The organism is Acidicapsa borealis (assembly GCF_059115245.1).
Window position 1 is genome coordinate 367161 of the sequence record NZ_JCACNY010000001.1, and the last position, 24662, is coordinate 391822.

General features: G+C 58.8%; 20 protein-coding genes and 1 pseudogene. 15 read left to right on the top strand and 6 right to left on the bottom strand.

Going from position 1 to position 24662, the window contains the following annotated elements:
* The first annotated feature begins 379 nt into the window (after positions 1–379).
* From AC5S27_RS01485 to AC5S27_RS01500, 4 genes are all read left to right on the top strand, one after another.
* A complete protein-coding gene (locus AC5S27_RS01485; RefSeq protein ID WP_493932813.1) occupies positions 380–3304 on the top strand; it encodes a TonB-dependent receptor in 2925 nt (974 codons plus the stop codon).
* A gap of 102 nt (positions 3305–3406) precedes the next feature.
* Positions 3407–4213, top strand: coding sequence for an ATP-binding cassette domain-containing protein (locus AC5S27_RS01490; protein ID WP_493932814.1), 807 nt, complete (start codon positions 3407–3409; stop codon positions 4211–4213).
* Positions 4210–4845, top strand: coding sequence for an ABC transporter permease (locus AC5S27_RS01495; RefSeq protein ID WP_493932815.1), 636 nt, complete (start codon positions 4210–4212; stop codon positions 4843–4845). The genes AC5S27_RS01490 and AC5S27_RS01495 overlap by 4 nt, the downstream gene beginning before the upstream one ends.
* Entirely contained in the window at positions 4842–5726 is an 885-nt protein-coding gene (locus tag AC5S27_RS01500) for a glycine betaine ABC transporter substrate-binding protein (RefSeq protein WP_493932816.1), read from the top strand. Before AC5S27_RS01495 ends, AC5S27_RS01500 begins: the two co-directional genes overlap by 4 nt.
* A 303-nt stretch (positions 5727–6029) precedes the next feature.
* Here the strand turns inward: AC5S27_RS01500 and AC5S27_RS01505 are convergent, their stop codons facing one another.
* The 3 genes from AC5S27_RS01505 to AC5S27_RS01515 are packed head-to-tail and all read right to left on the bottom strand — an operon-like array spanning position 6030 to position 8120.
* A complete protein-coding gene (locus tag AC5S27_RS01505) occupies positions 6030–6476 on the bottom strand; it encodes an ATP-binding protein (protein ID WP_493932817.1) in 447 nt (148 codons plus the stop codon).
* A 38-nt stretch (positions 6477–6514) separates the two neighbouring features.
* A complete protein-coding gene (locus AC5S27_RS01510) occupies positions 6515–6850 on the bottom strand; it encodes an STAS domain-containing protein (protein ID WP_493932818.1) in 336 nt (111 codons plus the stop codon).
* Entirely contained in the window at positions 6840–8120 is a 1281-nt protein-coding gene (locus tag AC5S27_RS01515) for a PP2C family protein-serine/threonine phosphatase (RefSeq protein ID WP_493932819.1), read from the bottom strand. Before AC5S27_RS01515 ends, AC5S27_RS01510 begins: the two co-directional genes overlap by 11 nt.
* Before the next feature lie 146 nt (positions 8121–8266).
* Here AC5S27_RS01515 and AC5S27_RS01520 point away from each other — a divergent pair, with 146 nt between their 5' ends.
* From AC5S27_RS01520 to AC5S27_RS01540, 5 genes are all read left to right on the top strand, one after another.
* Positions 8267–8950: an inorganic pyrophosphatase gene (locus AC5S27_RS01520; protein WP_493932820.1), complete on the top strand. Its 684-nt coding sequence runs from the start codon at positions 8267–8269 to the stop codon at positions 8948–8950.
* Positions 8951–8992: 42 nt separating this feature from the next.
* Positions 8993–10060 (top strand): BMP family protein, encoded by a 1068-nt coding sequence (locus tag AC5S27_RS01525; protein ID WP_493932821.1) that lies wholly within the window; start codon positions 8993–8995, stop codon positions 10058–10060.
* A gap of 141 nt (positions 10061–10201) precedes the next feature.
* The gene (locus tag AC5S27_RS01530) at positions 10202–11695 is read left to right on the top strand and encodes an ABC transporter ATP-binding protein (RefSeq protein ID WP_493932822.1); all 1494 of its coding nucleotides are present in this window, start codon (positions 10202–10204) and stop codon (positions 11693–11695) included.
* Positions 11692–12795 (top strand): ABC transporter permease, encoded by a 1104-nt coding sequence (locus AC5S27_RS01535; RefSeq protein WP_493932823.1) that lies wholly within the window; start codon positions 11692–11694, stop codon positions 12793–12795. Before AC5S27_RS01530 ends, AC5S27_RS01535 begins: the two co-directional genes overlap by 4 nt.
* On the top strand, positions 12792–13730 hold the full coding sequence (locus AC5S27_RS01540; RefSeq protein ID WP_493932824.1) for an ABC transporter permease: 939 nt from the start codon (positions 12792–12794) through the stop codon (positions 13728–13730). Before AC5S27_RS01535 ends, AC5S27_RS01540 begins: the two co-directional genes overlap by 4 nt.
* 9 nt (positions 13731–13739) lie before the next feature.
* On the opposite strand, the gene AC5S27_RS01545 is transcribed toward AC5S27_RS01540, so the two are convergent.
* Complete coding sequence (locus tag AC5S27_RS01545) at positions 13740–15131, bottom strand: amidohydrolase family protein (protein ID WP_493932825.1); 1392 nt, start codon at positions 15129–15131, stop codon at positions 13740–13742.
* 413 nt (positions 15132–15544) lie between these two features.
* Positions 15545–17947: a TonB-dependent receptor gene (locus tag AC5S27_RS01550; protein ID WP_493932826.1), complete on the bottom strand. Its 2403-nt coding sequence runs from the start codon at positions 17945–17947 to the stop codon at positions 15545–15547.
* A 228-nt stretch (positions 17948–18175) separates the two neighbouring features.
* Here AC5S27_RS01550 and AC5S27_RS01555 point away from each other — a divergent pair, with 228 nt between their 5' ends.
* From AC5S27_RS01555 to AC5S27_RS01565, 3 genes and pseudogenes are all read left to right on the top strand, one after another.
* Positions 18176–18778 (top strand): RNA polymerase sigma factor, encoded by a 603-nt coding sequence (locus tag AC5S27_RS01555; protein WP_493932827.1) that lies wholly within the window; start codon positions 18176–18178, stop codon positions 18776–18778.
* Positions 18775–18885, top strand: a pseudogene (locus tag AC5S27_RS01560) (hypothetical protein); the annotation flags it as partial. The gene AC5S27_RS01555 and the pseudogene AC5S27_RS01560, both read left to right, overlap by 4 nt.
* A gap of 30 nt (positions 18886–18915) precedes the next feature.
* On the top strand, positions 18916–19608 hold the full coding sequence (locus AC5S27_RS01565; RefSeq protein ID WP_493937356.1) for a hypothetical protein: 693 nt from the start codon (positions 18916–18918) through the stop codon (positions 19606–19608).
* Positions 19609–19614: 6 nt separating this feature from the next.
* On the opposite strand, the gene AC5S27_RS01570 is transcribed toward AC5S27_RS01565, so the two are convergent.
* Positions 19615–20169, bottom strand: coding sequence for a DNA-3-methyladenine glycosylase I (locus AC5S27_RS01570; protein WP_493932828.1), 555 nt, complete (start codon positions 20167–20169; stop codon positions 19615–19617).
* Between the two features lie 52 nt (positions 20170–20221).
* Here AC5S27_RS01570 and AC5S27_RS01575 point away from each other — a divergent pair, with 52 nt between their 5' ends.
* Genes AC5S27_RS01575 through AC5S27_RS01585 form a run of 3 tightly spaced genes read left to right on the top strand, consistent with a single transcriptional unit; the run spans position 20222 to position 24608 of the window.
* Positions 20222–21970: a phytoene desaturase family protein gene (locus AC5S27_RS01575; RefSeq protein ID WP_493932829.1), complete on the top strand. Its 1749-nt coding sequence runs from the start codon at positions 20222–20224 to the stop codon at positions 21968–21970.
* Positions 21971–22004: 34 nt separating this feature from the next.
* Positions 22005–23453 carry an APC family permease gene (locus tag AC5S27_RS01580; protein ID WP_493932830.1) on the top strand — a complete coding sequence of 483 codons (1449 nt, stop codon included), beginning with the start codon at positions 22005–22007 and terminating at the stop codon, positions 23451–23453.
* Between the two features lie 9 nt (positions 23454–23462).
* Positions 23463–24608 (top strand): aromatic ring-hydroxylating oxygenase subunit alpha, encoded by a 1146-nt coding sequence (locus AC5S27_RS01585; protein WP_493932831.1) that lies wholly within the window; start codon positions 23463–23465, stop codon positions 24606–24608.
* The last annotated feature ends 54 nt before the right edge of the window (positions 24609–24662 follow it).

The following is a 24662-nucleotide window of genomic DNA, read 5'->3' on the forward strand; positions in this document are numbered from 1 at the left end:
TTCGCTTTCTGACCACTATCGTAGCACCGGATAAATATGTCTGGCTCTGGTTGATTTCGGGGTGGCCGATTGTGGGCATCGATGGTGACAACCGGGCGGGTAGGGGAGCTGACGCGGTCCCACACGGTGCGATCCAAGTCGCGACGGACGGTTGCCTGTAAGATTTAATGGCGCGAACCTATGTTTTCACTGAGCGGTTTTTCTTCCTGCAACGTCTGATGAAGAACACCAGGTAACTTGTGTTGCTCTGCTTCAATTTCTGATTTGCATTGATAGCTCGAACTACCGATTCCCATGCTGAGGAGTGGTTGGCTCTGTTATGCGATTTTTTCGATGTAGTGTGTCTTGGGCCTGTTCTCTTGTTGTTGCGGCTTTCTGTTTGACCACCTTATCTCATGCGCAGTCGCCCGTTACCGGTGCGAGTTCCGCCTCTACGGGCGGACTTGCCGGGAGCATTACCGATCCTGAGGGTGCGGTGATTCCGCAGGCTACGGTAACGGTGACGCGTGCGGGCACCGCTCCGGTGAAGACGGCTGCGGATGAGCTTGGGCGCTACTCGGTGGCGGGACTCACGCCGGGTGTGTATTCCGTTGAGGCTTCTTATGAGGGGTTCCGCACTCTGCGCAAGGACGGGGTGCGAGTTGCGGCGGGGAGTGTGGTGCGGCTGACGCTCGCGCTGCAGATTGAAGTGGCGCAGCAGCAGGTCGAGGTTTCCGGCGATGAGGTGGATTCGAGCCCGGAGAAGAACGGCGGGGCAATTGTGCTGAAGGGCAAGGACCTGGATGCGCTGTCGAATGACCCGGATGAGTTACAGATGCAGTTACAGGCGATTGCTGCTTCTGATCCTGAGTCGGGGTCGCAATTTTATGTCGATGGTTTCTCGGGCGGTAAGTTGCCGCCCAAGTCGTCTATTCGGGAGATACGGATCAATCAGAATCCCTACTCGGCGCAGTATGACCAGTTGGGATTTGGGCGCATTGAGATCTTTACCAAGCCTGGAACAGACAAGTTTCATGGATTTCTATTTACGTTGGGGAATGATTCTGCGTTCAATACGCGGAATCCGTTCGTGACGACTGAGCCGGGGTATTACTCGTATTTTCTGGATAGCAATGTGAACGGGCCGATTACGAAGCATACTTCTTACTTCGGCGACGTGTTTGCGCAGAATGCGGTGAATGAGTCGATTGTGAATGCGGTGATTCTGGACCCGACGACACTGGCGCAGGTGCCTTTTACGCAGTCGGTATCGAATCCTACGAATAACCTTGACGGCTCAATTCGGTTGGACTGGGCGGTGGGTAAGGTGCAGACGTTAAGTTTGCGCTACGAGATTCATCGCATGACGCAGACGAACGGGGGAGTGGGGCAGTTCTCTCTGGCTTCGCAGGCGTTTAATACGAACAATCTTGGGCAGGTGCTGCAGTTCAGCGATACGCAGGCGTATGGCGCGAAGGTGGTCAACGAGACGCGCTTTCAATACACGCGGGATCGCAATAGCCAGGTAGCTCAGTCGACGGGACCGACAATTGCGGTGCAGGGCGCCTTTACGGATGGTGGAGCTGAGACGGGGACGTTTCGCGATAACCAGGATCATTACGAGTTCCAGGATTACCTACAGATCGCAGAAGGCAAGCATGATTTGAATGTGGGCGGGCGGCTACGCTGGCAGCGCGATGCGAATGAGTCTACGGCGAACTTCAATGGGCAATACACGTTTACATCTCTGGGGGCTTATCAGATCACGGAGCAGGGTTTGCGCGATGGATTAACGGGCGCGCAGATTCGCGCTGAGGGTGGCGGGGCCAGCCAGTATACGCAGACGAAGGGAACGCCGAAGATCGCTGTTTCGCTGTTCGATGTGGGGCTGTATGCGGAAGATAACTGGAAGGTGAAGCCGAGCATTACGCTGAGTTATGGGATGCGGTTTGAATCGCAGACGGATATTCATGATCGTGCGGATTTTGGACCACGGGTGGCGGCTTCGTGGGCGATCAGTGGTGGGAAGAACAAGCCGCCACGGGCTGTGGTTCGCGGCGGGTATGGGTTGTTCTATTCGAGGTTTGCATCGGGGAACGTGTTGCAGGCGGAGCGGCAGAACGGAGTTACAGAGAGCGCTACGGTGGTGAACAATCCGGACTTTTTTCCGGCGGATTGTGTGACGACTCCTTTAGCTTGCGTGGGAACGGATACAACGACTGGTTCGCCGACGATCTACAAGATCAATCCGCAGATTCGCTCGCCTTATGTGATGATGGCCGGCATTGGTGTGGATATGCCGGTGACGAAGTTCGCTTCGCTCTCGGCGAACTACATGTATGCGCGGGGTGAACATCTCTTTCTGACGCGCAACATCAATGCGCCGTTGCCGGGGACGTATGATCCTCTCGACCCTACGAGCGGGACGCGGCCGTTGGGAACGAACGAGAATATCTACGAGTTTGAGTCGGAGGGCGCTTCGGCGCGGCACCGGCTGGTGTTGAACGGGAATATTCATGCTAAGAATGCCGGGCTGTTTGGGTATTACATGTTGAGTGATGCGAAGGCGAATACCTCGGGGATCGGGACGTTTCCTTCGAATGGGTATGATCTGCACGCTGACTACGGACGGGCTTCCAATGATCTGCGGAGCCGTATGTTTCTGGGTGGGTATACGCGGCTGCCGTACAAGTTCTCGTTGAATCCGTTTCTTGTTTACCAGTCGGGGTCGCCCTTCAACATTGTGGTGGGGCAGGATCTGAATGGGGATACGCAGTTCAATGACCGGCCTTCGTTTGCCACGGATTTGACGAGGGCCAGCGTGTACAAGACGAAGTATGGGAACTTTGATGCGGACCCGATTGCAGGGCAGAAGCTTATTCCGATCAACTATGGCAAGGGGCCGGGCTTGTTCCTGGCGAACCTACGACTGGTCAGGGATTTTTCATTTGGGCCTGTGATTCCAGATCCTGCGCCGCCACCGCCACCTGCGGATGCTAAGAAGGCTGATGATAAGAAAGCTGATGACAAAGCGACTGACAAGGCCTCCGACAAGACTGAGGTCAAAGGTGACAAGACGGAGGCTAAGGTCGAGTCGCCTCCCGCTCCTAAGCCTGCAGCTAAGCCGGTGAAGAAGGAGATTGAGCGCCGGTACAACCTTGGGTTTGGCATCTCAGCGAATAACGTAATCAATCATGTGAACCTGGGGCCGCCGGTGGGGGTTCTGGGATCGCCGTTGTTTGGCAAGTCGACTTCGCTGTCGACGGTGTTCGGGGGCGGGCCGGCGAATCGTGCTGTGAATCTGGAGATGTTCTTTCGGTTCTAGAGCGCTGCTTTGGTTGCGACTCATGAGGGAGGCAACAGCAGGTTCCCTTCGGAGTGACAAACATAAAAGGAAGAGCAATAGCTGACCATAGGTGGCAGCTCGATGCGCATACACTTGTCTGGTATGAGTGCTGCGATTGAGTTTCGCGATGTTTGTTATGTGACGGCGCAGGGGCGGGTGCTGCTGGATCATATCTCGCTGGCTCTCGAAGAGGGGACTACGACTGCGATTCTGGGGCGGAGCGGATCGGGTAAGACTACGCTGATGCGGACTGTGAATCGCATGATGGAAACGGCGACTGGCGAACTGCGCGGCGAGGTGCTGGTGGCTGGCCGGAATGTGCGCGATGAGGATGTGATTGCGCTGCGGCGCGGCATTGGGTATGTGATCCAGGAGACGGGGCTGTTTCCGCACTTTACTGTTGAGCGCAATGCTGGTGTGGTGCTTGAGGCCAAGGGTGTTGCGAAGGATGAGCGAAGGCGGCGAACGCATGAGCTGCTGGCTGCTGTGGGTCTTGAGCCGGGGAGCTTTGGTGCGCGGTATCCGAAGCAGCTTTCGGGTGGGCAGCGGCAGCGGGTGGGGCTGGCGCGGGCGCTGGCTGCTGAGCCACAGATACTCCTGATGGATGAGCCTTTCGGAGCGCTTGATCCGATGACCCGGGCTGAGATGCAGGACATGCTGCGGGAGCTGATGAAGCGGCTCAAGAAGACTGTGCTGCTGGTGACGCATGATCTGGATGAGGCGCTGTTTCTGGCGGATCGCATTGTCCTTCTGCATGAGGGGCGGGTAGTCGCGGATCTTGCTGCTGGTTCGTTTCTGGCTTCAGAGGATGTTGAGGTTCGGGCTTATGTTGGCGCGTTTCATCGTGGTGCCCAGAAGGCCAATTCTGGCGCGGCGGTGGCGCTATGAATGGAGAGTTCTTTTCGCAGTTTGGTGGAGAGATAGGCACACTTACGCTGGAGCATCTTTGGCTGACGGGTGCGGCGATGCTGCTGGCTGCGCTAATTGCTGTGCCGGTGGGGATTTGGCTTACGCGTCGGCCGCGATGGGCTAAGCCGGTGATTACGGTTGCGAACGTCTTGCAGACGATTCCTTCGCTGGCGATGTTTGGGTTTCTGCTGCCACTGCCGTGGCTGGGGGATCGGGCGGCGCGGATTGCGATAGTGGCGCTGACGGCTTACGCGCTGTTGCCGATTTTGCGCAATACGTATGCGGGGATTCGTGGGATCGATCCGGCGGTGATTGAGGTGGCGCGGGCGCTGGGGCTTACCGACTGGCAGATGCTGTGGAAGGTGGAGCTGCCGCTGGCGGCTTCTTTTCTGCTGGCGGGGCTCCGGACGGCTACTGTGACCTGTGTGGGGATTGCGACGATTGCGGCGGCTGTGGGCGCGGGCGGGTTGGGGGAGTTGATCTTTCGTGGGGTGGCGTCGGTGGATAACCGGCTGGTGCTGGCGGGGGCGATTCCTGCGGCGCTGCTGGCGCTGGCGGCGGATGCTGGGCTGGGGCTGCTGGAGCGGCGGTTTCAGGTGGGCTCGCGGTGAAGGCGCGACTACTGCTAACTGTACTGTTGGTGCTGCCGCTGGGGTTGATTTCGTGTGCGCCGCCGCGGCCGGATCATCCTGTGATTGGGGCGAAGAACTTTACTGAGCAGGTGGTGCTGGGGGAGTTGCTGGCGCAGGAGATTGAGGCCAAGGCTCACTTGAAAGTGGAGCGGCGGTTCTATCTGGCGGGGAGCTATATCTGCCAGCAAGCTCTCGTCTCGGGGCGCATCGATGCGTATGTTGAGTACACGGGGACGGCCCTTACGGCGGTGCTGAAGCAGCCGCTGGATCGCGATGCTGCTTCGGTGCGGCGGACGATTCGTGGTCTTTATGCTTCGCGGTATGACGTTACGATGGCTGAGCCGCTGGGATTTGAGAATACCTTTGCGATGGTGATTCGTGGGGATGACTCGCGCAGGTTGCACGTGACTACGTTGAGCGAGGCTGTGCCTCATGCTCCCGAGTGGCGGCTGGGGGTGGGGTATGAGTTTGAGCAGCGGCCGGATGGGTTGCAGGGGTTGAGTAAAGCTTATGGCTTACACTTTGCTTCGGCGCCGCGGACGATGGATCTTGGGCTCTTATACCGGGCGCTGAATGCGCATCAGGTGGATATGATTGCGGCGAATTCCACGGATGGGCCGATTGCGGCTTTTGGGTTGACGGCGCTGGTGGATGACAAGCACTACTTTCCGCCGTACGAGGCGGTGCCGCTGGTGCGGGCTGAGGCGTTGGGGCGATGGCCGCAGATGCAGGTGGCGCTGGATGCTTTGGCTGGGCGGGTGACGGCGGATGACATGCGGGCTATGAACGAGCAGGTCGATGGTCTGCATCGGGATCCGGCGGTGGTGGTGCGGGAGTTTCGGGGGCGGCGGGGGCTCTAAGCAGGGAACAGGGAACAGGGAATAGCAAGCAACTACAACTGCAAAAGACAACTGCAACTGTGTGTTCTTCGACTCCCTATGCTTCATTCGGGGTGGCAATACTTGTTTGATCTGAGATGAGAGGCGAGAAGCAGATTCCCTTGAGGGGAATGACAGAGAGAAAGGCAAGTACAACGGCAAGAGCACAGCAGATTCCCTTCGGGAATGACAAACGACAATGCAAGGGCAACGGCAAGAACAACAGTGGATTCCCAGAGGGAATGACAGAAAGAAAAGCACGGGCAAATGCAAGAACGATTGCACTTACCTGGGGGCTGTCGGAAGTTGCTTCTTCATGGTCAGGCGGTTGGTGCCGTTGAGGGATGTGTAACTGATTTCGTCCATCAGGTCGTGCATGATCTGGAGACCTCTGCCGCTTTCGGAGAGGGTGGCGCGGCTGGTGGTGCTGTCTTCCTCCGGCGCGCCGTGGATCAGGCGCTCGATCGCCGGGACGGGCATGGGTTTGCCGGTATCGCTGATTTCGAAGTGGAGATAGATACCGACTTCCAGGACTTGTACAGTAACAATGTGGCCTGCTTCGCACTGGTAAGCATGGCGGACGGCGTTGGTGGCGGCTTCGACAACGCACAACTCGGCTTCATGCGCCGCTGTCTCGTCGAGGCCGAGCTGGCGGCAGACGGCGTTGATTGCGACGGCTACGAGGGAGACGTCGTGGAGGTCGCTTTCGATGCTGAGTGTTAGGTGGTTCACCGGCACTCCTCGGAGCTTGCGAGTCTTGTCAGCTGGGCTTAGGCGAGGGTGGAGACGGCTTCTTCGGCGGTTGGGAACAGGCGGAAGACTTTGTCCATGCGGGTGAGCTTGAGCATGTTCGAGACGGAGTCTTTGGCGCCGGCGAGGACGAGCTCATCGTCGGTGCCCATGGCTTTGAGGCTGCCGATGAGTGCGCCAAGGCCTGTCGAGTCGATGAACTTGACCTCGCTGAGGTCGAGTACGATGACGTGGTGGCCCTGGGCGATGTAGTTGACCATGCCTTCCTTGAACTGCGGAGCGATGTCGGCAACGATGCGGCTTTCGAGGACTTTGACGACGAGGACTTTACCTTCGGTGCGATCTTCAAACTTCATGGGTTTCTCCGGTTCTGAACTGGCGTCGCTCGTGGTGGCGGCGCGCTTCTTTGAGTGAGTTGTGTTCCTGGCAGAATTCGATGGCCAGGAGAGAAATATCGTCTTCGAATTCCTCTGAGCCGTGCCATTTCCTGAGCTGCTGTAAGACTCCGTCCAGCAAATCCTGGAGGGGGTAGGCGGCACATAGATCAAGATACGCGAGGAGTCTGCGCTCCCCAAAGGGTTCTTCCTGGGCGTTGGCGCATTCGGTGACGCCGTCGGAATAGAGGATGAGCCGGTCGCCCCTGGCTACGGGGATCTCGAAGCAATCGAGCTCCATCTTGGGCCATAGGCCGACGGGCATGCCGCCTTCGCCCAGGATGCCGGCTGGTTCTCCGCGGCGAAGGAGGATGGGGCCGGGGTGACCGGCCTGGGCGATGCGGACGGTGGAGGCCTGGGTGTCGAAGAGGCCGTAGATCATGGTGAAATAGCGGTCGTCCTTGGACTGGAAGCGGCGGTTGAGTTCGCGGACGGCGTCGCAGGGGCAGAGGACTTCCGATCTGCCGGTGTCCTGGTTGTAGCGTTTGAGCGGGCTGCCGTGGGTGGCCTCGGGGGTGAGCATCATGCTGAGGGTGACGGAGAGCATGGCTGCGGGAACGCCGTGGCCGCAGACGTCGAGGAGGTAGAAGCCAATTTCGCGATCATCGAGGGAGAAGATGTTGAAGATGTCCCCGGCGATATAGCCGCAGGGTTGAAGGCGCCAGGCACATTCGAGGCCGTGAGCGCGCTGGACGGGTTGGGGGAGGAGCCGTTGCTGCATCCACGCTGCGGCCTTCAAGTCATCTTGTACGAGCTGGTGGGCGGATTGGAGCTGGGTGTTGGTCTGGGCTAGTTCGCGGTTCTTGTCGGCGAGGCCTTGTTGCAGGCTTAAGACGCGTTCGCCTGCCCGGACCTTGACGCGGAGCTCTTCGGGGCTGATGGGTTTGACGAGGAAGTCGTCTGCGCCTGCGTCCATGCCTTCGATCAGGTCTGACTTTTCGCCCCGCGAGGTGCAGAGGATGACATAGACGTAGCGGTCAAGATTGGCGGAGCGGATTTTGCGGCAGAGGTCGACTCCGGCGAGGTTGGGCATCATCCAGTCGCTGACGACGAAATCGATGCCGCCCTGTTGGACGAGTTGCCAGGCGAGAAGGCCGTCGGTGGCTTCGATAACCTCATGCCCCTGGGAGGCGAGCAGCATGGAAAGGATGCTACAGGCAATGGGGTCGTCGTCAACGAGCAGGATTTTCAAGGTAACAGTTCCACGGTAACGGGCGGAAGTACTGAGCAATCGTAACCTCCGCGGTAGAAAAATGTAAGTGCAAGGGTATACTTAGGTTCGAGATTGCGCAGCTTCGCTGTGATTCGCGCAAAAAACTGTTCTGAAGGCAGGATTCCGTGACTAAGACTGCGCAGCCGCTCTGGAAATTGCTTGGCATTTTGTACAAACCGCATCCCTGGCATGGAGTCTCGCCGGGAGAAAACGTTCCTGAAGAGCTGCAGTGCTTCATTGAGACGGTGCCTACGGACACGCTGAAATACGAGATCGACAAGGTTTCGGGATATCTGAAGGTGGACCGGCCGCAGAAATACTCGAATACGTGTCCTGCGCTGTATGGGTTTGTGCCGCAGACGTATTGCGGTGAGGGTGTGGCGGCGTTTTCTTCGGAGAAGATTGGGCGAGCGGTGGTGGGCGACGGCGATCCGCTGGATATCTGCGTGCTGACCGACCGGCAGATTCCGCATGGCAACATCCTAGTCGATTGCATTCCGATTGGCGGGTTACGCATGGTGGACAACGACGAGGCCGACGACAAGATGATCGCGGTGTTGAAGAACGACGCGACGTACGGGACCTGGACGGATATTTCGGACGTACCCAAGCGTGTTTTGGACCGGCTGCAACACTACTTTCTTACGTACAAGCAGGCGCCGGGATCGACTGAGAGCGTATGCGAAATCACGCATGTGTATGGGCGCGATGAGGCGCATGAGGTGATCCGGCGGAGCATGGCGGATTACGAGACGCGGTTCGGGGATCTGGAACAGATTCTGGATGCGGCGCTGAGCGTGATGAAGTAAGCTGTAGGCCTGTCTGACTGATTTTTGGGCTCAGAGCTTCTCTTGTCTCGGGAGTGGCCTGCGGTGGTGTTTCCTGCGCACAATTTGACTTTGACGCGGCGGGCGTTTTTCTGTGCCCTGGGAATGGCTGCGGCGGTGCAGGCTGCGAGACGCATTGGGCTGGCGCAGGGCCGTCGAACTAAGATTGTGCTGCTGTTGTCTGGGGTTGTCAACGATGGCGGCTGGGGGCAGTTGGCGTTTCAGGGATTGCAGCGTTTGAAGGCGGATGAGCGCTTTCAGACTGCTTATGCGGAGAACGTGGGCCTGGCGCAGATGCAGCAGGTGGCGCGCGGGTACTCCGATGATGGCTTTGATCTGATTCTGGGCCATGGGTTTGAGTTCAGCAGTGCACTGGTGGACGTGGCGCCGGATTATCCTTCCCAGAATTACTTCGTTACGAGCTATCTTCCTCAACCCCGGGTGCCGGGGAACATCCTGTTTGTGAACATGGAGTACTTCGACGCTGCTTATGCTGCGGGGACGCTGGCTGCGCTGATTTCCGAGCGCGGGAAGATGGTGGGCTTTGTGGGTGGTGGGGATGACTCGACGCAGCAGAGGATGCGCAAGGCGTTTATTGCCGGCGCAGAGCGGGCGGTGCCGGGGATCAAGGCGCTGGGGATTTTGACGGGCGACTATGACAATGCGGCGAAGGGGCGCGAGGCTGCTTCGACGCTGGTGGGCAATGGCGCGGATGTGATCTGGCATGCCGCGGATGTGACGGGGCTGGGGGCGATCCAGGGGGCAATTCAGGGGGCGGGGGCGGGGAAGGTCAAGGTGATGGGTTGTTACTCCGATCAGACAAGTCTTGCTCCGGACCGCATGGCTACGAGCTTTCAGATCAACCTCGATGGCATGGTGACGACTGTTGCGAATACCGTGGCGCAGCGGACCTTTTCTGGCGGGCGAGAGTGGCAGCCTACGGTGGACAGGATGTGGCTGCTGAAGGCTGGGGTGCACGGGGATCACAATCCCACACTGGTTTCTGCGAGTGCGTGGGCTGGCTTTCAAAAGGTTTGGCGGGATCTTTCGGCGCGGCGGATTGATGTTGATGCGATTGTTGGGACGTCGTAAGGAAACAGCAGATTCCCTTCGGGAATGACAGAAAGAAGAACAAAAGCTGAACTGCGGTTGCAACTTGATACAAATCGAATAGTCTATTGCCATTCTTACAGGAGACTTGCGCTGAAGCCAGCGGTTGAAATGCGTGGCATCGTGAAGCGTTTCCCCGGCGTTGTTGCCAATGACAGCGTAGACCTCACTTTGGGTGCTGGCGAGATCCATGCGCTGCTGGGTGAGAATGGTGCCGGCAAGAGCACGCTGATGCAAGTCCTGTATGGATTTCACCGTATGGATGCTGGGGAAATCCGCATTGCGGGCGAGCCTGTCGAGATACATAGTCCCAAGGATGCGATTGCGCTGGGCATTGGGATGGTGCATCAGGAGTTCATGCTGGTGCAGCCGATGACTGTGGTCGAGAACACGATCCTTGGTCTGCGCGGTGGGCTGGGGTTGAGGCTGCGGCAGTCGGCTAAGCGCATTCGCGAGTTGAGCAAGCAGCATGGGTTGGCTGTGGATCCGGATGCGGTGGTGGGGACGCTACCGATTGGGGTGCAGCAGCGGGTGGAGATATTGAAGTTGCTGTATCGCGATGCTCGTGTGTTGATTCTGGATGAGCCTACGGCTGTGCTGACTCCGCCTGAGAAGGATCTGTTGTTTGCTGTGTTGCGCGGACTGCGGGAGCAGGGACGGTCGATTGTGATTGTGACGCATAAGCTGCACGAGATTCTGGAGCTAGCTGACCGAGTTACGGTGATGCGCGATGGGCGTGTGGTGGGGTGTGTGGCTACGCATGAGACGAGCGGTGCGGAGCTGGCGCGGATGATGGTGGGGCGGGATGTGAATCTGCATGTGACGAAGGCGCCTTTAGTGGAAAGCGCGCTGGTGCTGCAGATTCAGGGCCTGCGTGTGATGGATGAGGCTGGGCAAGAGAAGGTTTGTGGCGTGAGCCTCGAGGTGCATGCAGGGGAGATTGTTGGGCTGGCTGGGGTGGATGGGAACGGGCAGTCGCAGCTGGCGCAGGCGCTGATGAATCTTTGTGCAGTACGGCGAGGACGGGTGCTGCTGAAGGGTGAGGATGTTACTGGGCTGAGTGTTGCTGCGCATCGGCGGCTTGGGTTGGCTTATGTGCCTGCGGACCGGCGTGGGATTGGGTCCGTCACTGACATGTCGATTGCTGACAACGCGATTTTGGGTTCGCAGGGGGAGCGCGTGCGTGGGACGTTTCTCGATCGCGTGAAGATTCGGCTGCATGCGCAGGCGTTGGTGACGCGGTTTGGTGTTCGTGGTGTGGGTATCGATATGCCTGCGGGCAAGTTGTCAGGAGGCAATTTGCAGAAGCTGATTCTGGGGCGTGAGGTGATGCGGGAACCTGCGGCGATGGTGGTGGAGCAGCCTACGCGCGGGTTGGATGTTGGGGCTATCGAAGCTGTGTGGAAGGAACTCCTGCGAGAGCGCGAGAAGGGGACTGCGATTTTGCTGATTTCTGCTGAGCTTGAGGAGTTGATCAATCTTTCGGATCGGATTGCTGTGATATTTGCAGGGAAGATTGTGGGCGTGGTGGATGCCCGGTCGGTAGATATGGATCAGCTTGGGATGATGATGGCCGGTGTGCCTGCTGCCGGTCCCATGAGCGGTGGTGCTGCTTGAGTCGATTGATTGAGCGGAGACTTGTCCCGGCTTCTTCGCCGCTTGCTGTTGCGACGAGTATGGCGGCTGCTGTGGTAGTTGCGCTTGGCCTTGCTGCTCTCTTGTTTTCTTCGTATGGAGCAAATCCTCTTGAGGCTTATTTTGCTTTGCTGCATGAGCCTTTTGCTACGTTGCGCGGGTTTGGGTATGCGTTGGTGAAGGCTTCGCCGTTGACTCTGATTGCCCTGGGAACGATTGTTTGCTGGCGGTCGGGGTTTGGATATCTGGGATTTGAGGGATGCTTTGTGATTGGGGCTGCGGCTAGTGCTTGGCTGGCATTATCCACTGCTCAGAGTGAGTTATCGTCATGGGTGTTTTTCCCGCTGGTTGTAGCGTTGAGCTTTGCTTCTGGGGCGGTCTGGGCAGGGATTGTTGGGTTGTTGCGGGCGCGGTTTGGCGGGAACGAAGTTTTGATTTCACTGATGATGAACTACGTTGCGATTCTGCTGGTGAAGTACCTGGTCTCCGGGCCGATGCGGGCTGCAGGTGGTTTGCCGGAGACGGAGCAGATGCCGCGTGGGACGTGGTTGCCGTTTGTGCTGAGTGGGACGCGGGCTCATGCGGGGATCTGGATTGCTGTTGTTGCCGTGATGTTGGTTTGGGTGCTGTTGCGCAAGACTCCGCTGGGGTTTGAGCTGATTGTGAGTGGGCTGAATCCGAAGGCGGCGCGGTATGCGGGGATTTATGTTGGTGGGCGCTTGCTGGTGGCGGCTGCATTGGGTGGTGGCTTGGGCGCGCTGGCTGGCATGGTGGAACTGCTGGGTGTGCAGCATCGGCTGATGGATGGAATCAGCGGCGGGATTGGTTTTGTGGGGATCATTGTTGCGCTACTGGCGAGGCTGAATCCTCTTGCTGTGTTGCCGACGGCTTTGCTGTATGGCGGCATGACTGTGGGTGCGGATGCGATGCAGCGACGGGCGGGGATTCCTTCTTCGATTACTTTCATTTTGCAGAGTCTGATTGTGCTGCTGGTGCTGGCTAGCCAGTTGCTGCTTCGGTATCAGATTCACTTCTCTGCGCTGCGGCCTGGGCGTGCTGCTTCCGGGGAGTCGCGCGGATGAACTTGCTGAGCTCAGCGTTTCTTGTGACGTGGCTTACTGCGAGCATTCGGCTGGCTGGGCCGGTGCTGATGGCTGCGTTGGGTGAGGTTTTTGCGGAGCGGGCTGGTGTGCTGAATGTTGGCATTGAGGGGACGATGCTGCTGGGGGCATTGGCTGCATTTCTTGCTTCGATCTATGCGGGCAGTGCTTGGTTGAGTTTATTGATTGCGATGCTGGTAGGAGTGGGTGTAAGCCTGCTGCTGGCTTGGATGTACGTCACTGTTCGGGCTAGCCAGGTGGTGGTGGGGCTGGTGTTCAATGTGCTGGCGCTGGGCGTGGCTTCGGCGGTGTATGGGCGGGCGCTGGCGCATGGTGCGATGCCTGAGAGCATTGCTATGTTTCAGCAGGTGCATGTCCCTTGGCTGACTGATTTACCGGTGGTTGGGTCGATTCTCTTTGGACAGAATTTATTGTTGTATGTGACGTTGGCTGTCGTGGTGGTTGCGCAGGCGATTCTGTTTCGAACGCGGTTTGGACTGGCGCTGCGGGCTGCTGGGGAGAACCCTGCTGCGGCGGATGCTGCGGGGATTTCTGTTGCGAAGATGCGGTATGCGGGGACGCTCCTGTCCGGTGCTGGAGCTGGGTTAGCGGGTGGGTATCTGGTGCTGGCGCAGGTGGGCTTCTTTCGCGAGACGATTATCTCGGGGCAGGGGTTTATTGCTCTGGGGATTGTGATCTTTGGGCGGTGGAGTCCTTGGAAGGCGGCGCTGGCAGCGTTTGTTTTTGGCGCTTGCGATGCTTTGCAGTTGTCGCTGCAGTTGCTGGGGACTGTGATTCCTTCGGAGCTACTGCTGGCGCTGCCCTACCTGATTACGATCGTTGCCATTTCCGGGGTGATCGGTGGCAAGGCTGTGCGGCCGGCGGCGTTGATGGTGCCTTATGCGAAGGACGAATAGGCCTATCTCTTAGATTGTCGTGGAGCGCCAGGGGCGGCGTTTGAAGCGGTCTGTGCCAGCGCGCTGGGTCAGGGCGTCTGCGTTGAGCTGCGCCTGGCGACGGATGGCTGTTTCGTTGACGTTGGTGATGACCCCGTCGCGGAGGACGAACTTGCCGTCGATGAGAACGCTCTTGACTTCATGGCCGAGCGCTGAGTAGACGATGGCGGAGACGGGGTGGTGGATGGGGGTCATCCATGGGTTGTCGTAGTCGAGGATGACGATGTCGGCTTTCTTGCTCACTTCGATGGAGCCGATCTCGGCTTCTAGGCCTATGGCGCGGGCACCGTCGATAGTGGCGAGCTCCATGACTTTTTCTGCGGTGATGATGGTGGCGTCGCGGTGCTCGCCTTTCTGTTGAAGGGCGCTCAACTTCATGGCCTGGATGAGGCTGTGGTTATTGCTGCTGGCGGGGCCGTCGGCGGCGAGGCCTACGGTGATGCCGGTGCGCAGCATTTCCGGGATGGGGGCGAAGCCGGAGGCGAGGTACATGTTGCTGGCAGGGTTGTGGGAGACCTTGGTGTCGTGGTGATGCAGGATGCGGATGTCGTGCGTGTTGCATTGCACGCAGTGGACGGCTAGTACGTCAGGGCCGAGGAAGCCGATGTCGCTTAGAAATTCGGTATCGGTGCGGCCGTATTTGGCTGCTGAGGTTTGCATTTCGAAGTCGGTTTCGGCGACGTGGGTGGTGATGAGTACGTGTTCTTCGTCGGCTAGCTTGCGGGTCTGGCGGTAGCCTTCTTCGTCGACGGTCCAGATCATGCAGGGAGCCACGCCTACCTGGACGCGACCGCCGGGCTTGTTGTAGCGGCGGATCTTTTCACGGGCGTCAGCGAGGGCGATTTCGGGTTTTTCGATGAGGGCGCGGGGGACGTCGTACTCTTCGCCGAAGGAGATGAAGCCGCGGCAGACGAAGCCGCGGGTGCCGGTGACTTCAAAGGCTTCGACGACGGCATCGATGAGGTTGGGCTTGGGGTGGGCGTACATGAAGTCGACGATGGTGGTGACGCCGCCGCGGATGGATTCGACGCAGCCGTGGAGGGCGGCGACATGGGCATCTTCCCAGGTGAGGTGGACGGCGCTGGGGCCGGTCATGCAGGTGAACCACTTCTTGAGGACCATGTCGTCGCCAAGGCCCTTGAGGAGAGTTTGGAAGAGGTGGGTGTGGGTGTTGATCATACCGGGCATGAGGATGTGGCCGGAGCAGTCGATGACCTCGGCTTCGTGGAAGCGGGAGGTGAGCTGCTGGCGTGTGCCGATGGCGGCTATGCGGTCGCCCTGGACGCAGACGCTGGCGCCTTCGAGGACTTCGCGCTGGGGATTCATGGTGATCAGCCAGCCGTCGGCGAGGATGTAGCTCATGCTTGTCTCCCGGTGTGATTGCAGGTATTGGCTGGCGCGAAGTCATGTCTGGCCAGTTGGGTGGGGCTCGTTGTGGAACATCGTAGCAGCCGGAATCGAGAGTCTTCAGGATATGTCGAGGTATGGAGGGATATGGTCGAGAAAAAATCATTGGCGGGCTGTCACGATTTTTCGTCTTGTCCTACATATCATCGTGCCGATGAAAAGGGCTGTCATGGCTTTGCAGGGTAAGGCTATGCAAGGCAATCGATGACGGTCCAGGCACACGAGATTCGACAGGCTTCCCCGGTCTGGTGCTCCATGCGGTGCGACGACTCCACTGCATGGAGTAACTAGGCGGACACGGTGTTCCACGCGCGAAGTGCTTGGCGCGGCCCCGCAAAGGCCGCGCCTATTTTTGTTTGTGCGGAGATTTAGAAGGTTGTGGTGAGGCGCAGGTTGAAGCTGCGGGATGGGCCGATGGCGTTGCCGGAGAAGAGGCCGCCGAAGTCGATCACGTCGAGGACGTTGTTGAGATTCTGGCCGTCAGCCTGGATTCGCATCTTGACGCGGTCGGCGCGCAGCAGCTCGGCTCCGGCGGAGGCGTTGACCTGGAAGGATGCCAGGATCCGGCCGCGGTCGAAGTTGATGCGATCGATGATGGCGGGGCCGTATTGCTGAAGGGCCTGATCTTTGCTGCCGCCGAACTGAAACGGAAGGCCGGTGTCGTATTGCAGGCCGCCGGCGAGCCAGAGACGTGAGGTGACCTGATAGCGGGCGCGGCCACGGAGGGTGTTGCGCTGATCCTGCGAGTCAGGGAAATGGCCGGTGAGGGCGGCTGCGGCTGCATCCGCGTCATCGCCGAGGAAGAGGCCGCCGGTGACGGGGTTCCAGACATTGCCGACTTCATAGGAGTAGCTGGCGAAACCGGAGAGGTGATGCCATTCGGGAACGGTGAGCTTGCCTTCCGCGCCGTAGATGATGGCTTTGCGAAAGGAGATGGGGAAGCTGATGGTGGTGCTGTTGATCTGGTCGTCGTCGGCATAGTCGGAGACGACGCGGCGGAAGTAGTTGGCGTCGAGCCGGAGATGGCGGGAGAAGACACTGCTGAGGCCGCCTTCGAAGTAATCGCCTTTGGAGGGCTTGACGGGCAGACGGAGGAAGTCGGTGGGGTCGATGGACTCGACCTGGGTGGAGCTGGAGAGGAGGATGTTCTCGAAAGACGGCGTCTGGAAGATGCGGTCGTAGGAGAAGTGCAGGACGGTATTGATGGAGGGGAGGTAGCGGGCGATGGAGAAGCGTGGCTGAAGACCCCAGTCGTTGAGGATGAGCTGGTAATGGTCGTAGCGGAGGCCGGCAGTGATGGTCCACTTGCCGAGGCGGATGAGGTCCTGGGCAAAGACCGACTGTTCGAGGTCGGGGCGCGAGTCCTGGTAGATGAAGGCGGGACTGTCGTCATCGGCGAGTGCAGAGCAGGATGATCCGAATGGAGCGGCTTCGGCGGTGCTGGGGCCGGCTTGACGAGATATATGGGCGACGCTGTCGCTGTCACCGGTCTCGTCTTCGGTGGTGGTGTAGCAGGTGTTTTCGTGGAGGAATAGGTTGTCGGATTCAGCGCCGAATTTCCACTCCTGGCGGCCATGGTCGATGGTCGCGGTGGCCTTGAAGTAGCCCTCGCGGAAGGAGTTGTGCTGGTTGACGTAGACGGGGATGGACTCTGGATTGGAGTAGAAGTCGTTGGAGTTGTCGCGGACCATCCCGTAGAGGTTGCCCATGGCGTTGGGGGAAAAGGTGTGCTGGTAGCTGGCGATGCCCATGGTTTCTACGTTGTCGGCGTTCTGACGTTGACCGGCGGCCTGCTGCAGGAGTTCGTTTGGGATGTCGTAACGGGAGAGTTCGTGTCGGACGCTGAGGCTTAGCTTGTCGTTGGGGGTGAGGTCGCGGCGGAAGTTGATGGCGAAGTCGCCCAGGGTGCCGGTATTGGAGTAGTTCTGCGTGACTACGGGGTTGAGGTAGTGGTCTGTGCGGCTGCCTTCGGCGCTGGCGGCAAGGGTGTTGCGGCCCCAGGTGTACTGGGCGCTGCCGAAGGAGCCAACGGAGTCAAAGCTGCCGCCGTAGTTGGAAAGCTGGCCGTGGAAGCCGGGGTCGGAGTCTTGCTGGGTGTTGATTTCGACGATGCCGCCCATCTTGCGGCCGTATTCTGCGGGGAAGCCGGCGGTGTAGATGGTGATGGACTTGATGTCGTCGGCTTCTATCTCGGGACCAAAGCTGGGCGACCGGTCATCGGTAAGGGGAATGCCGTCGATGACGAACTGGGTCTGGTATTCGGAGCCGCGGGGGTGGAGGACGGCGTTGCCCTCGTAGAGCCAGCCGGGCTGAGAGTTGACGATGTCCTGGATAGAGCGGCCGGGGATGGAGCCGAGGCGGTTTTCGATGTCCTGGGTGCCGATCTGGCTGGTGGCGCCGGACTGGCTGGTGTTCAGGAGCGTGTCGTCTGTGGTTACCTCTACGGACTGGGATATGGAGGAGAGTTTCAAGCGCAGTTGGGCGTGAACGGGAATTGAGGATTGGATATTGAAGGCTTCGGAGAATGGTGTGAAGCCGGGCTGCTGGATTTCAACGCGATAGAGGCCGAAGGGCAGGTGTTCGAGGGCGATGTGTCCGTCGCTGTCTGCGGTGAGGTTGCTGTTGTAGTGAGCGCTTTCGCTGACGATATGGACGGTGGTCTTGACTGCCGCGCCTGCGGAATCCGTGATCTTGAGTTGCAGTTCTCCCTGGTTCGCCTGGCCGAACGCGGGCAATGCGAAGGAGAGAAGGAGGAAGGCAAATTTGTTCATGCGAGAGTAGACCGCCGTTGGGGAGTGGGCTGCGGGTGCTTGAGATTGCGTCGAATCAGAATGCTTCTCTCTTGCATATTCCAATTCGGCGGTTTTTGTTCAGACTATTTTGATGGGGCGGACCGCGATTGTTGATCTCTGTCCCGTTTCAATGCATCGAGCGCAGTTTGGAGGAACGATGGATCTGGCGGCCGATTATGATTGCGGATAGGAGCTGGATACCTCTTGATGTCATCGCCCAAACCTGATTCCACCACTGCGCCGAGTCTGCTTACGCTGATCGGGAGCCGGAGAGTGGAGGTCGCGTCCGACCTGGAGCGCGAAGTCGTTGCGCTCTATGACGGCTATCGCACACGGCTGCTGGCTTACGTGGGCGCGTTCGGGATTACCGGGCATGACAGTGAGGAGATTGTGCAGGAGGTGTTCCTGGCGCTCTTCCGCCATCTGTGTATGGGCAAGTCGCGGAGCAACCTACGCAGCTGGCTATTTCGCGTGGCGCACAACCTGGCGCTGAAGCAGCGACAGGTAGATCAGCGCTGGTATGCCGGGGCAGGACAGAGTGTTCAAGACGTCGAGGATCATTGCGATCCTTCGCCGAACCCCGAGGAGCATGCGGTTTCTGCGCAGCGGCAGCGGCTGCTTTCTTCGGTTGTGAGCGCATTGCCCGAGCAGGACCGGATGTGTTTATATTTGCGCGCGGAGGGTTTGCGGTACCGGGAGATTGCGAATGTGCTTGGGATTTCGCTTGGCTCGGTTTCGATTTCTTTGACGCGGTCGATGGCGCGTCTGCTTCGGGCAGATGAAGCGCGCAGGCCAGGTACAACGGCATGAGAAGGCTTATTGCATCGGCGCATTTAACGGACAAGCAGCTGCTTCTTCATCTGGATGATGAGCTTGCGCTGGGTGATGCGTCTCGCGTGCGAAGGCATGTAGACGATTGCCCTCAATGTTGGGCTCGGCTGGAGGCGATGCGGCTGGTGTCTGCCGATGTTGAGCAGGAGTATGCCGGAGCGAACCATGTTGTGCACGATGCTTCTGGTCCGCGAGCCTTATTAAGGGCGCGTCTTGCTGAGACGGCTGCTGAGTTGAAGGGCCGTCAGCCGGTGCGGCTCGGGTTCGCTCGCATTGCTGCTTATGCTTGCGCGCTGGTGCTGCTGGTTGCTCTGGGTGTGCGGGTTTTTGTGCGTCCGCTGCCTGTGCAACGGGTTATGTCTTCGCAGCCGTTGCCTGATCCGAGAATCACGCCCGGGGCAACTCGGGAAGTATCCCTGGGCGAGATCTGCTCAGTGGCGCGCGATGAAGTGGTGCGGAGTGTGCCGAGCCAGCTGCAGCAGCAGGTCTTTCGGGAATATGGAATCAGCGGTGTTCCTGCCAATGATTTCGAAGTGGATTATCTGATCACTCCGGGGCTGGGCGGGTCGACGGATGTACGGAATCTGTGGCCGGAACCGCATACCAACACGACTTGGAATTCTTATGTGAAGGACCAGCTGGAGGACCGCCTGCATCGCATGGTTTGCGATCGCAAGGTGGCGCTGGACGTGGCTCAGAAGGATATTGCCACGGACTGGATCGCTGCGTACAAGAAGTACTTCGATACGGATCGCCCGCTGGTGTCGCAGCCTTCGCCTCGCGAGGCCGCTGGGGTGCGCGCGGAGTAGTATTCGCTAGGCGTTTCGACGGAAGCATGTTTTCGCGTGATCGTTGACGATGCCGGTGGCCTGCATCCAGGCATAGACGATGACCGGGCCTACGAATTTGAAGCCCCGTTTTTTGAGGTCAGCGGAGATGGTTGCTGACAGGTCAGTGCTGACTGGGACTGTGTCTGTTTTGTTCTTGATGGGCTTGCCTCCGGCGAGGGTCCAGGCGTATTGCGCAAAGTCTTCGCCTTTGGCTTGCATGTCGAGGTAGATGTGTGCGCCGTTGATGGTGGCTTCGATCTTGGCGCGGGAGCGGATGATGCCGGAGTTGAGAAGCAGGCGCTCGATGTCTTTCTCTTTGAATTTCGCTACGGCCGCTGGATCGAAGTTGGCGAAGGCTGTCCGGAACTCTTCGCGTTTGCGGAGGATGGTGATCCAGGAGAGTCCGGCCTGGAAGCCTTCGAGCATGAGCATCTCCCAGAGCATGCGGCTGTCGTGTTGGGGGATGCCCCATTCTTCGTCGTGATACTGGCGCATGAGGGGATCGTTGTCTGCCCACGAACAACGTTTTGGTTCGGTCATGGTTTCAACTCCAGTATCCCTCCGCTACTCATGATACCGGCTATGCGGATCAATGGATGTGGTGGAAGACCTTAAGAATCCCGTGGACCGGATTGCGTGCAACGCATATAGTGAAGTTCATCTTGAGCCAGACGATGCGAATGAGATCGACTGCTATTTGCTCTTTTGGCTGCTGCATATTCTTGGAGCTTATCCGACATTGACAGACGTTTATCGAGTTGCCCCTGCCGCTGACAGTCTGGGCTTGATTGGTTTGCCTGCTCCTATTCAGGAGCTGGCAGCACGGACCTGGGACGTAATCGTTGTGGGTGCCGGCCACAATGGGCTGGCTTGTGCGGCGTACTTGGCGCGGGGCGGCAAGCGGGTGCTGGTGCTTGAGTCGCGGGAGCGGATCGGCGGCGCTTGCACGGTGGAAGAGGCCTTCCCCGGTGTGAAGATGTCGCCTTGCGCTTATCTTGCGGGGCTGTTGCATCCGCTGGTGGTGGAAGAGCTTGCTCTGCCTGCGCGTGGCTTCTCCTGGACGCCTGCGGTGAATGGATTGTTTGTGCCGTTTCTGGATGGGCGAAGCATTCAGCTTTGGGATGATGACGCGAAGTGTGATGCCGAGGTAGAGCGGTTTGCGCCGCGGGACATCGAGGGATTTCGCGCGATGGGTGCGGTGATTCGGCGATTGCGCGATGCGCTCCGACCTGCGGATGGGCATGATGTCTGGATCGGTGATGCACCTACGCATGAGCAGATTGAGGAGCGGCTTGGGAATGACGATGAGGCACGGGCGGTGCTCTTCGACTGGTCGATGGCGGAGTTTGTTGAACGCTATCTGACCGATGAGCAGTTGCAAGTGGCTTATCTCGGGCAGGGGGTGATCGGGACCAATGCCAGCCCGTTTGATAAGGGCACGGCTTCAGTTCGCTTTCATCATTCCTCTGGTCGGCTGGGTGGGATGCCGGGGATGTGGGGGTATGTGAAGGGCGGCATGGGGATGGTGTCCTTCTATCTTTGCGATGCGGCGCGTGAGGCTGGTGCTGTTGTTGCTGCGGGTGTACCGGTGGCGCGGATACTGCCGGGTGAGGGGGTTGAACTTGAGGGTGGCGAGCGTATCTATGCGCCGGTTGTGGTTTCAAATGCTGATCCACGGGTGACGCTGCGACTGCTGGATGCTGAGGTGGATGCTGGGTGGAAGACGCAGGTGGAATCTGTGCCGATTGAGGGCTGCACGGTGAAGTTGAATGTGCTGTTGAATGAGTTGCCCAACTTCAAGGCGAGGCCGGGTACGGATGAGCCGCATCATTATGGGCAGATCAACGCGCCGCTGACGAAGACGGAGTGGAAGCAGGGTTTTGCTGCCGCGAAGGTCGGGCGGCTGCCGGAGCATCTTTGGTGTGAGCTTTACTTTCAGAGCGTGCATGATGCGAGTGTTGCGCCGAAGGGGAAACACACGATGAGTGTGTTTGCGCAATATGTTCCACATACGTTTGCCGATGGCTCCTGGGATACGCATCGGGAAGAGGCTCGGGCGTTGGCGCTCAAGTCGATTGGGCGGTTCTGCAGCAATATTCCCGAGGCGGTTGAGGATGCGCAGGTGCTGGGGCCGTCGGATATCGAGAAGAAGGTTGGGCTTACGGGTGGACATATTTTTCAAGGTGAGATCTTGCCGCAGTTTATGTGGAGCAAGCGGCTGACTGCGCGTACTCCGATGGAGGGCGTGTATCTGTGCGGAGCATGCACGCATCCGGGTGGGTCGGTGATTGCAATGAATGGGCGGAATGCTGCGATGGCGGTGTTGAAGGACTGGAAGTAAGTCAGCAACTGGTTGCAGCACGAAGGGTGGGTCATTGGCAGAGCCTTCTCAACCGACTCCGGATAAGCCCAAGCTGAAGCGGGAGCTGGGCTTTCGCGACCTGACGCTGTTCTATGTCGTGAGCATGCTTACGGTGCGATGGATAGCTTCAGCTGCGGCGTCTGGGCCGAGTTCGATTGCGGTGTGGCTGCTGGCGCTGGTGGGGTTCTTTGTGCCGCTTACGGCTAGCGTGCTGGAGCTGTCTTCGCGGTATCCGCAGGCTGGTGGTTTGTATATCTGGACGCAGCGGGCGTTTGGTGACTTTGCCGGTTTTATGTCGGGATGGACTTACTGGATGTCCAACCTGGCTTACTTTCCGGCGATCCTCTATTTCGCTGCGGGGAGCCTGTTGTTTGCCGCGGGTGATAAGGGAAGGGCGCTTGAGAACGAGAGCGGATACTATATGGCTTTCGCTCTCGTGATGCTGGCGCTGATCACGCTGCTGAACATGATTGGCGTGAAGCAGGGCAAATGGCTCAATAACGCAGGGGCGATTGGCAGCTCGATCCCGGTGGTGATCCTACTAGTGCTCAGTGTGCTGTTCTGGCGGCATCACGGCAGCGCTACGCAGTTCACGCTGGCTTCGATGACGCCGCATTTGAGCGTGAAGAATGCTGTCTTCTGGTCGACGATCTTCTATGCCTTCGCCGGGGCTGAGTGTGCTTCTTGCATGGGGGACGAGATCAAGAATCCGCGCCGCACGGTGCCGCGGGCGTTGCTGTTTGCTGGCGTGGTGGTGGCATTGGGATACATGCTTGGGACCGTCGCGATGCTGGTGGTGATGCCCAGCGAGCGGATTGGTGGCCTGGGCGGATTTATGACGGTGATGGCGGAGATGTGTCGCGGACTCGGGGTGAGCTGGCTGACGCCGGCGGTGGCGCTGATGGTTACGATCGCTTCGTTGGGAGCGGCGGGGGCTTATCTTTCTGCGACCGCGCGGATACCGTTCGTGGCGGGCATTGATAACTACCTGCCTGCTGCGTTCAGCCGGGTTCATCCCAAGTGGAATACGCCTTATGTTTCGGTGCTGGTATATGGGGTCACGGGGATGATCTTTGCCTTCCTGGGGCAGGCTGCTACGAGTGTGAAGGGCGCGTACGACGTGCTGGTGAGCATGAGTGTGATCTCGTATTTCATTCCCTATGTGTTTCTGTTTGCGAGCACGCTCCGGATACAGCGTGAGCCTGCTGGGCCGGAGGTGATTCGGCTGCCGGGCGGCAAGGTTACGGCTACGGTGCTGGCGCTGGTGGGGATGACGAGTACGCTGGGGACGATTGTGCTTTCGACCATTCCTGCGGATGATGAATTGAATAAGCCGCTGGCGGTTTTCAAGACAGTGGGTATGACGGGTTTGCTGATTGCCGTAGGCATCGGTGTCTATGCTTTGGGCAGGCGAAGGGCAATGCGCAAGCTGGCACAACAGCCGCTTCCGCAGGAGGCATAAGACCGGCCTATGGACTCGAGAGTTTCGGGCATTCTTGATCTTTACGATGCGGATGCACCGCTGGCGGAGGCGGCGACGATTCCTGCGCCTTGGTATACAGATGCGGGGGTCGCGGCGCTGGAGCGTGATCGTGTTTTTGGTGGGACGTGGCAGGTGGTTGGGCGGAAGGACCAGGTGGCGGATGCAGGGGATTATTTCACTGCGGAGTTGGCGGGTGAGCCGATTCTTGTGGTGCGTGGAGCGGATGGTGTGCTGCGGGCTTTCTTCAATGTTTGCCGGCATCACGCGGCTGCTGTGGCTACGGATCCATGTGGTCACGCGCAGTCGTTTCGTTGTCCGTATCATGGGTGGAATTACGGGCTCGATGGGACGCTGAAAGGCATGCCGGAGTTTGCAGGGGTGTGCAACTTTCGGCGTGAGGAGAATGGGTTGGTACCCATCGCTGTGGATGTGTGGGAGAGCTTTGTCTTTGTCAATCTTGCGGGGGGTGCTGAGCCGCTTGGTGACTTCCTAGGTGAGCTTGTGGGTAGAGTTGCGCCGCTGAATTTAAGGGCGTTGCAATTTCATTCACGCAAGGAGTACACGCTGAACTGCAACTGGAAGGTGTATGTCGATAACTATCTCGATGGCGGCTATCATGTGCCGCATCTGCACAAGGGATTGAACAGCGTGCTCGACTACTCGCACTACACGATCGAGAATGGGGAGCGCTATTGTCTGCAGTCAAGTCCGATGATGGCGTCTGCAGAACATGCGGATGTTTCGGCGACGCGGACTGGGGATCGTGCCTGGTACTTCTGGCAGTATCCGAATTTCATGCTCAATATTTATGAAGCTGTGATGGATACGAACCTGGTGCTGCCGCTGGGCGTGGACAAATGCCGAGTGATCTTTGATTTCTTCTTTGCGGATGTGAGCCCTGAGCGGGCGGAGTACAACGCTGCCAGCGTGGCCACCAGCGACACTGTGCAGGATGAGGATGTGGCCATCTGCGAGGCGGTGCAGCGGGGGCTGAGTTCGCGGGCTTATGGAGCGGGGCGACTTTCAGTCCGGCGTGAGGCTGGGGAGCATCTGTTTCACCGGTTGCTGGCAGGGGACCTGCGGCGTGCTGTCGAGGGCCCCATTGGGAATCCCTTTCCGGTCGTCGTGCGATGATAGGGGGATAGCGGTTTCAGGGCCGTTGGGCTCTGCAATCAGCATTCGAAGAGG

Coding starts and splice junctions, on each gene's coding strand:
- AC5S27_RS01490 (WP_493932814.1), top strand. CDS start 3,407: ATGCGCATACACTTGTCTGGTATGAGTGCTGCGATTGAGTTTCGCGAT.
- AC5S27_RS01495 (WP_493932815.1), top strand. CDS start 4,210: ATGAATGGAGAGTTCTTTTCGCAGTTTGGTGGAGAGATAGGCACACTT.
- AC5S27_RS01510 (WP_493932818.1), bottom strand. CDS start 6,850: ATGAAGTTTGAAGATCGCACCGAAGGTAAAGTCCTCGTCGTCAAAGTC.
- AC5S27_RS01540 (WP_493932824.1), top strand. CDS start 12,792: ATGAACTTGCTGAGCTCAGCGTTTCTTGTGACGTGGCTTACTGCGAGC.
- AC5S27_RS01545 (WP_493932825.1), bottom strand. CDS start 15,131: ATGAGCTACATCCTCGCCGACGGCTGGCTGATCACCATGAATCCCCAG.
- AC5S27_RS01550 (WP_493932826.1), bottom strand. CDS start 17,947: ATGAACAAATTTGCCTTCCTCCTTCTCTCCTTCGCATTGCCCGCGTTC.
- AC5S27_RS01555 (WP_493932827.1), top strand. CDS start 18,176: ATGTCATCGCCCAAACCTGATTCCACCACTGCGCCGAGTCTGCTTACG.
- AC5S27_RS01565 (WP_493937356.1), top strand. CDS start 18,916: ATGCGGCTGGTGTCTGCCGATGTTGAGCAGGAGTATGCCGGAGCGAAC.
- AC5S27_RS01570 (WP_493932828.1), bottom strand. CDS start 20,169: ATGACCGAACCAAAACGTTGTTCGTGGGCAGACAACGATCCCCTCATG.
- AC5S27_RS01575 (WP_493932829.1), top strand. CDS start 20,222: ATGGATGTGGTGGAAGACCTTAAGAATCCCGTGGACCGGATTGCGTGC.
- AC5S27_RS01585 (WP_493932831.1), top strand. CDS start 23,463: ATGGACTCGAGAGTTTCGGGCATTCTTGATCTTTACGATGCGGATGCA.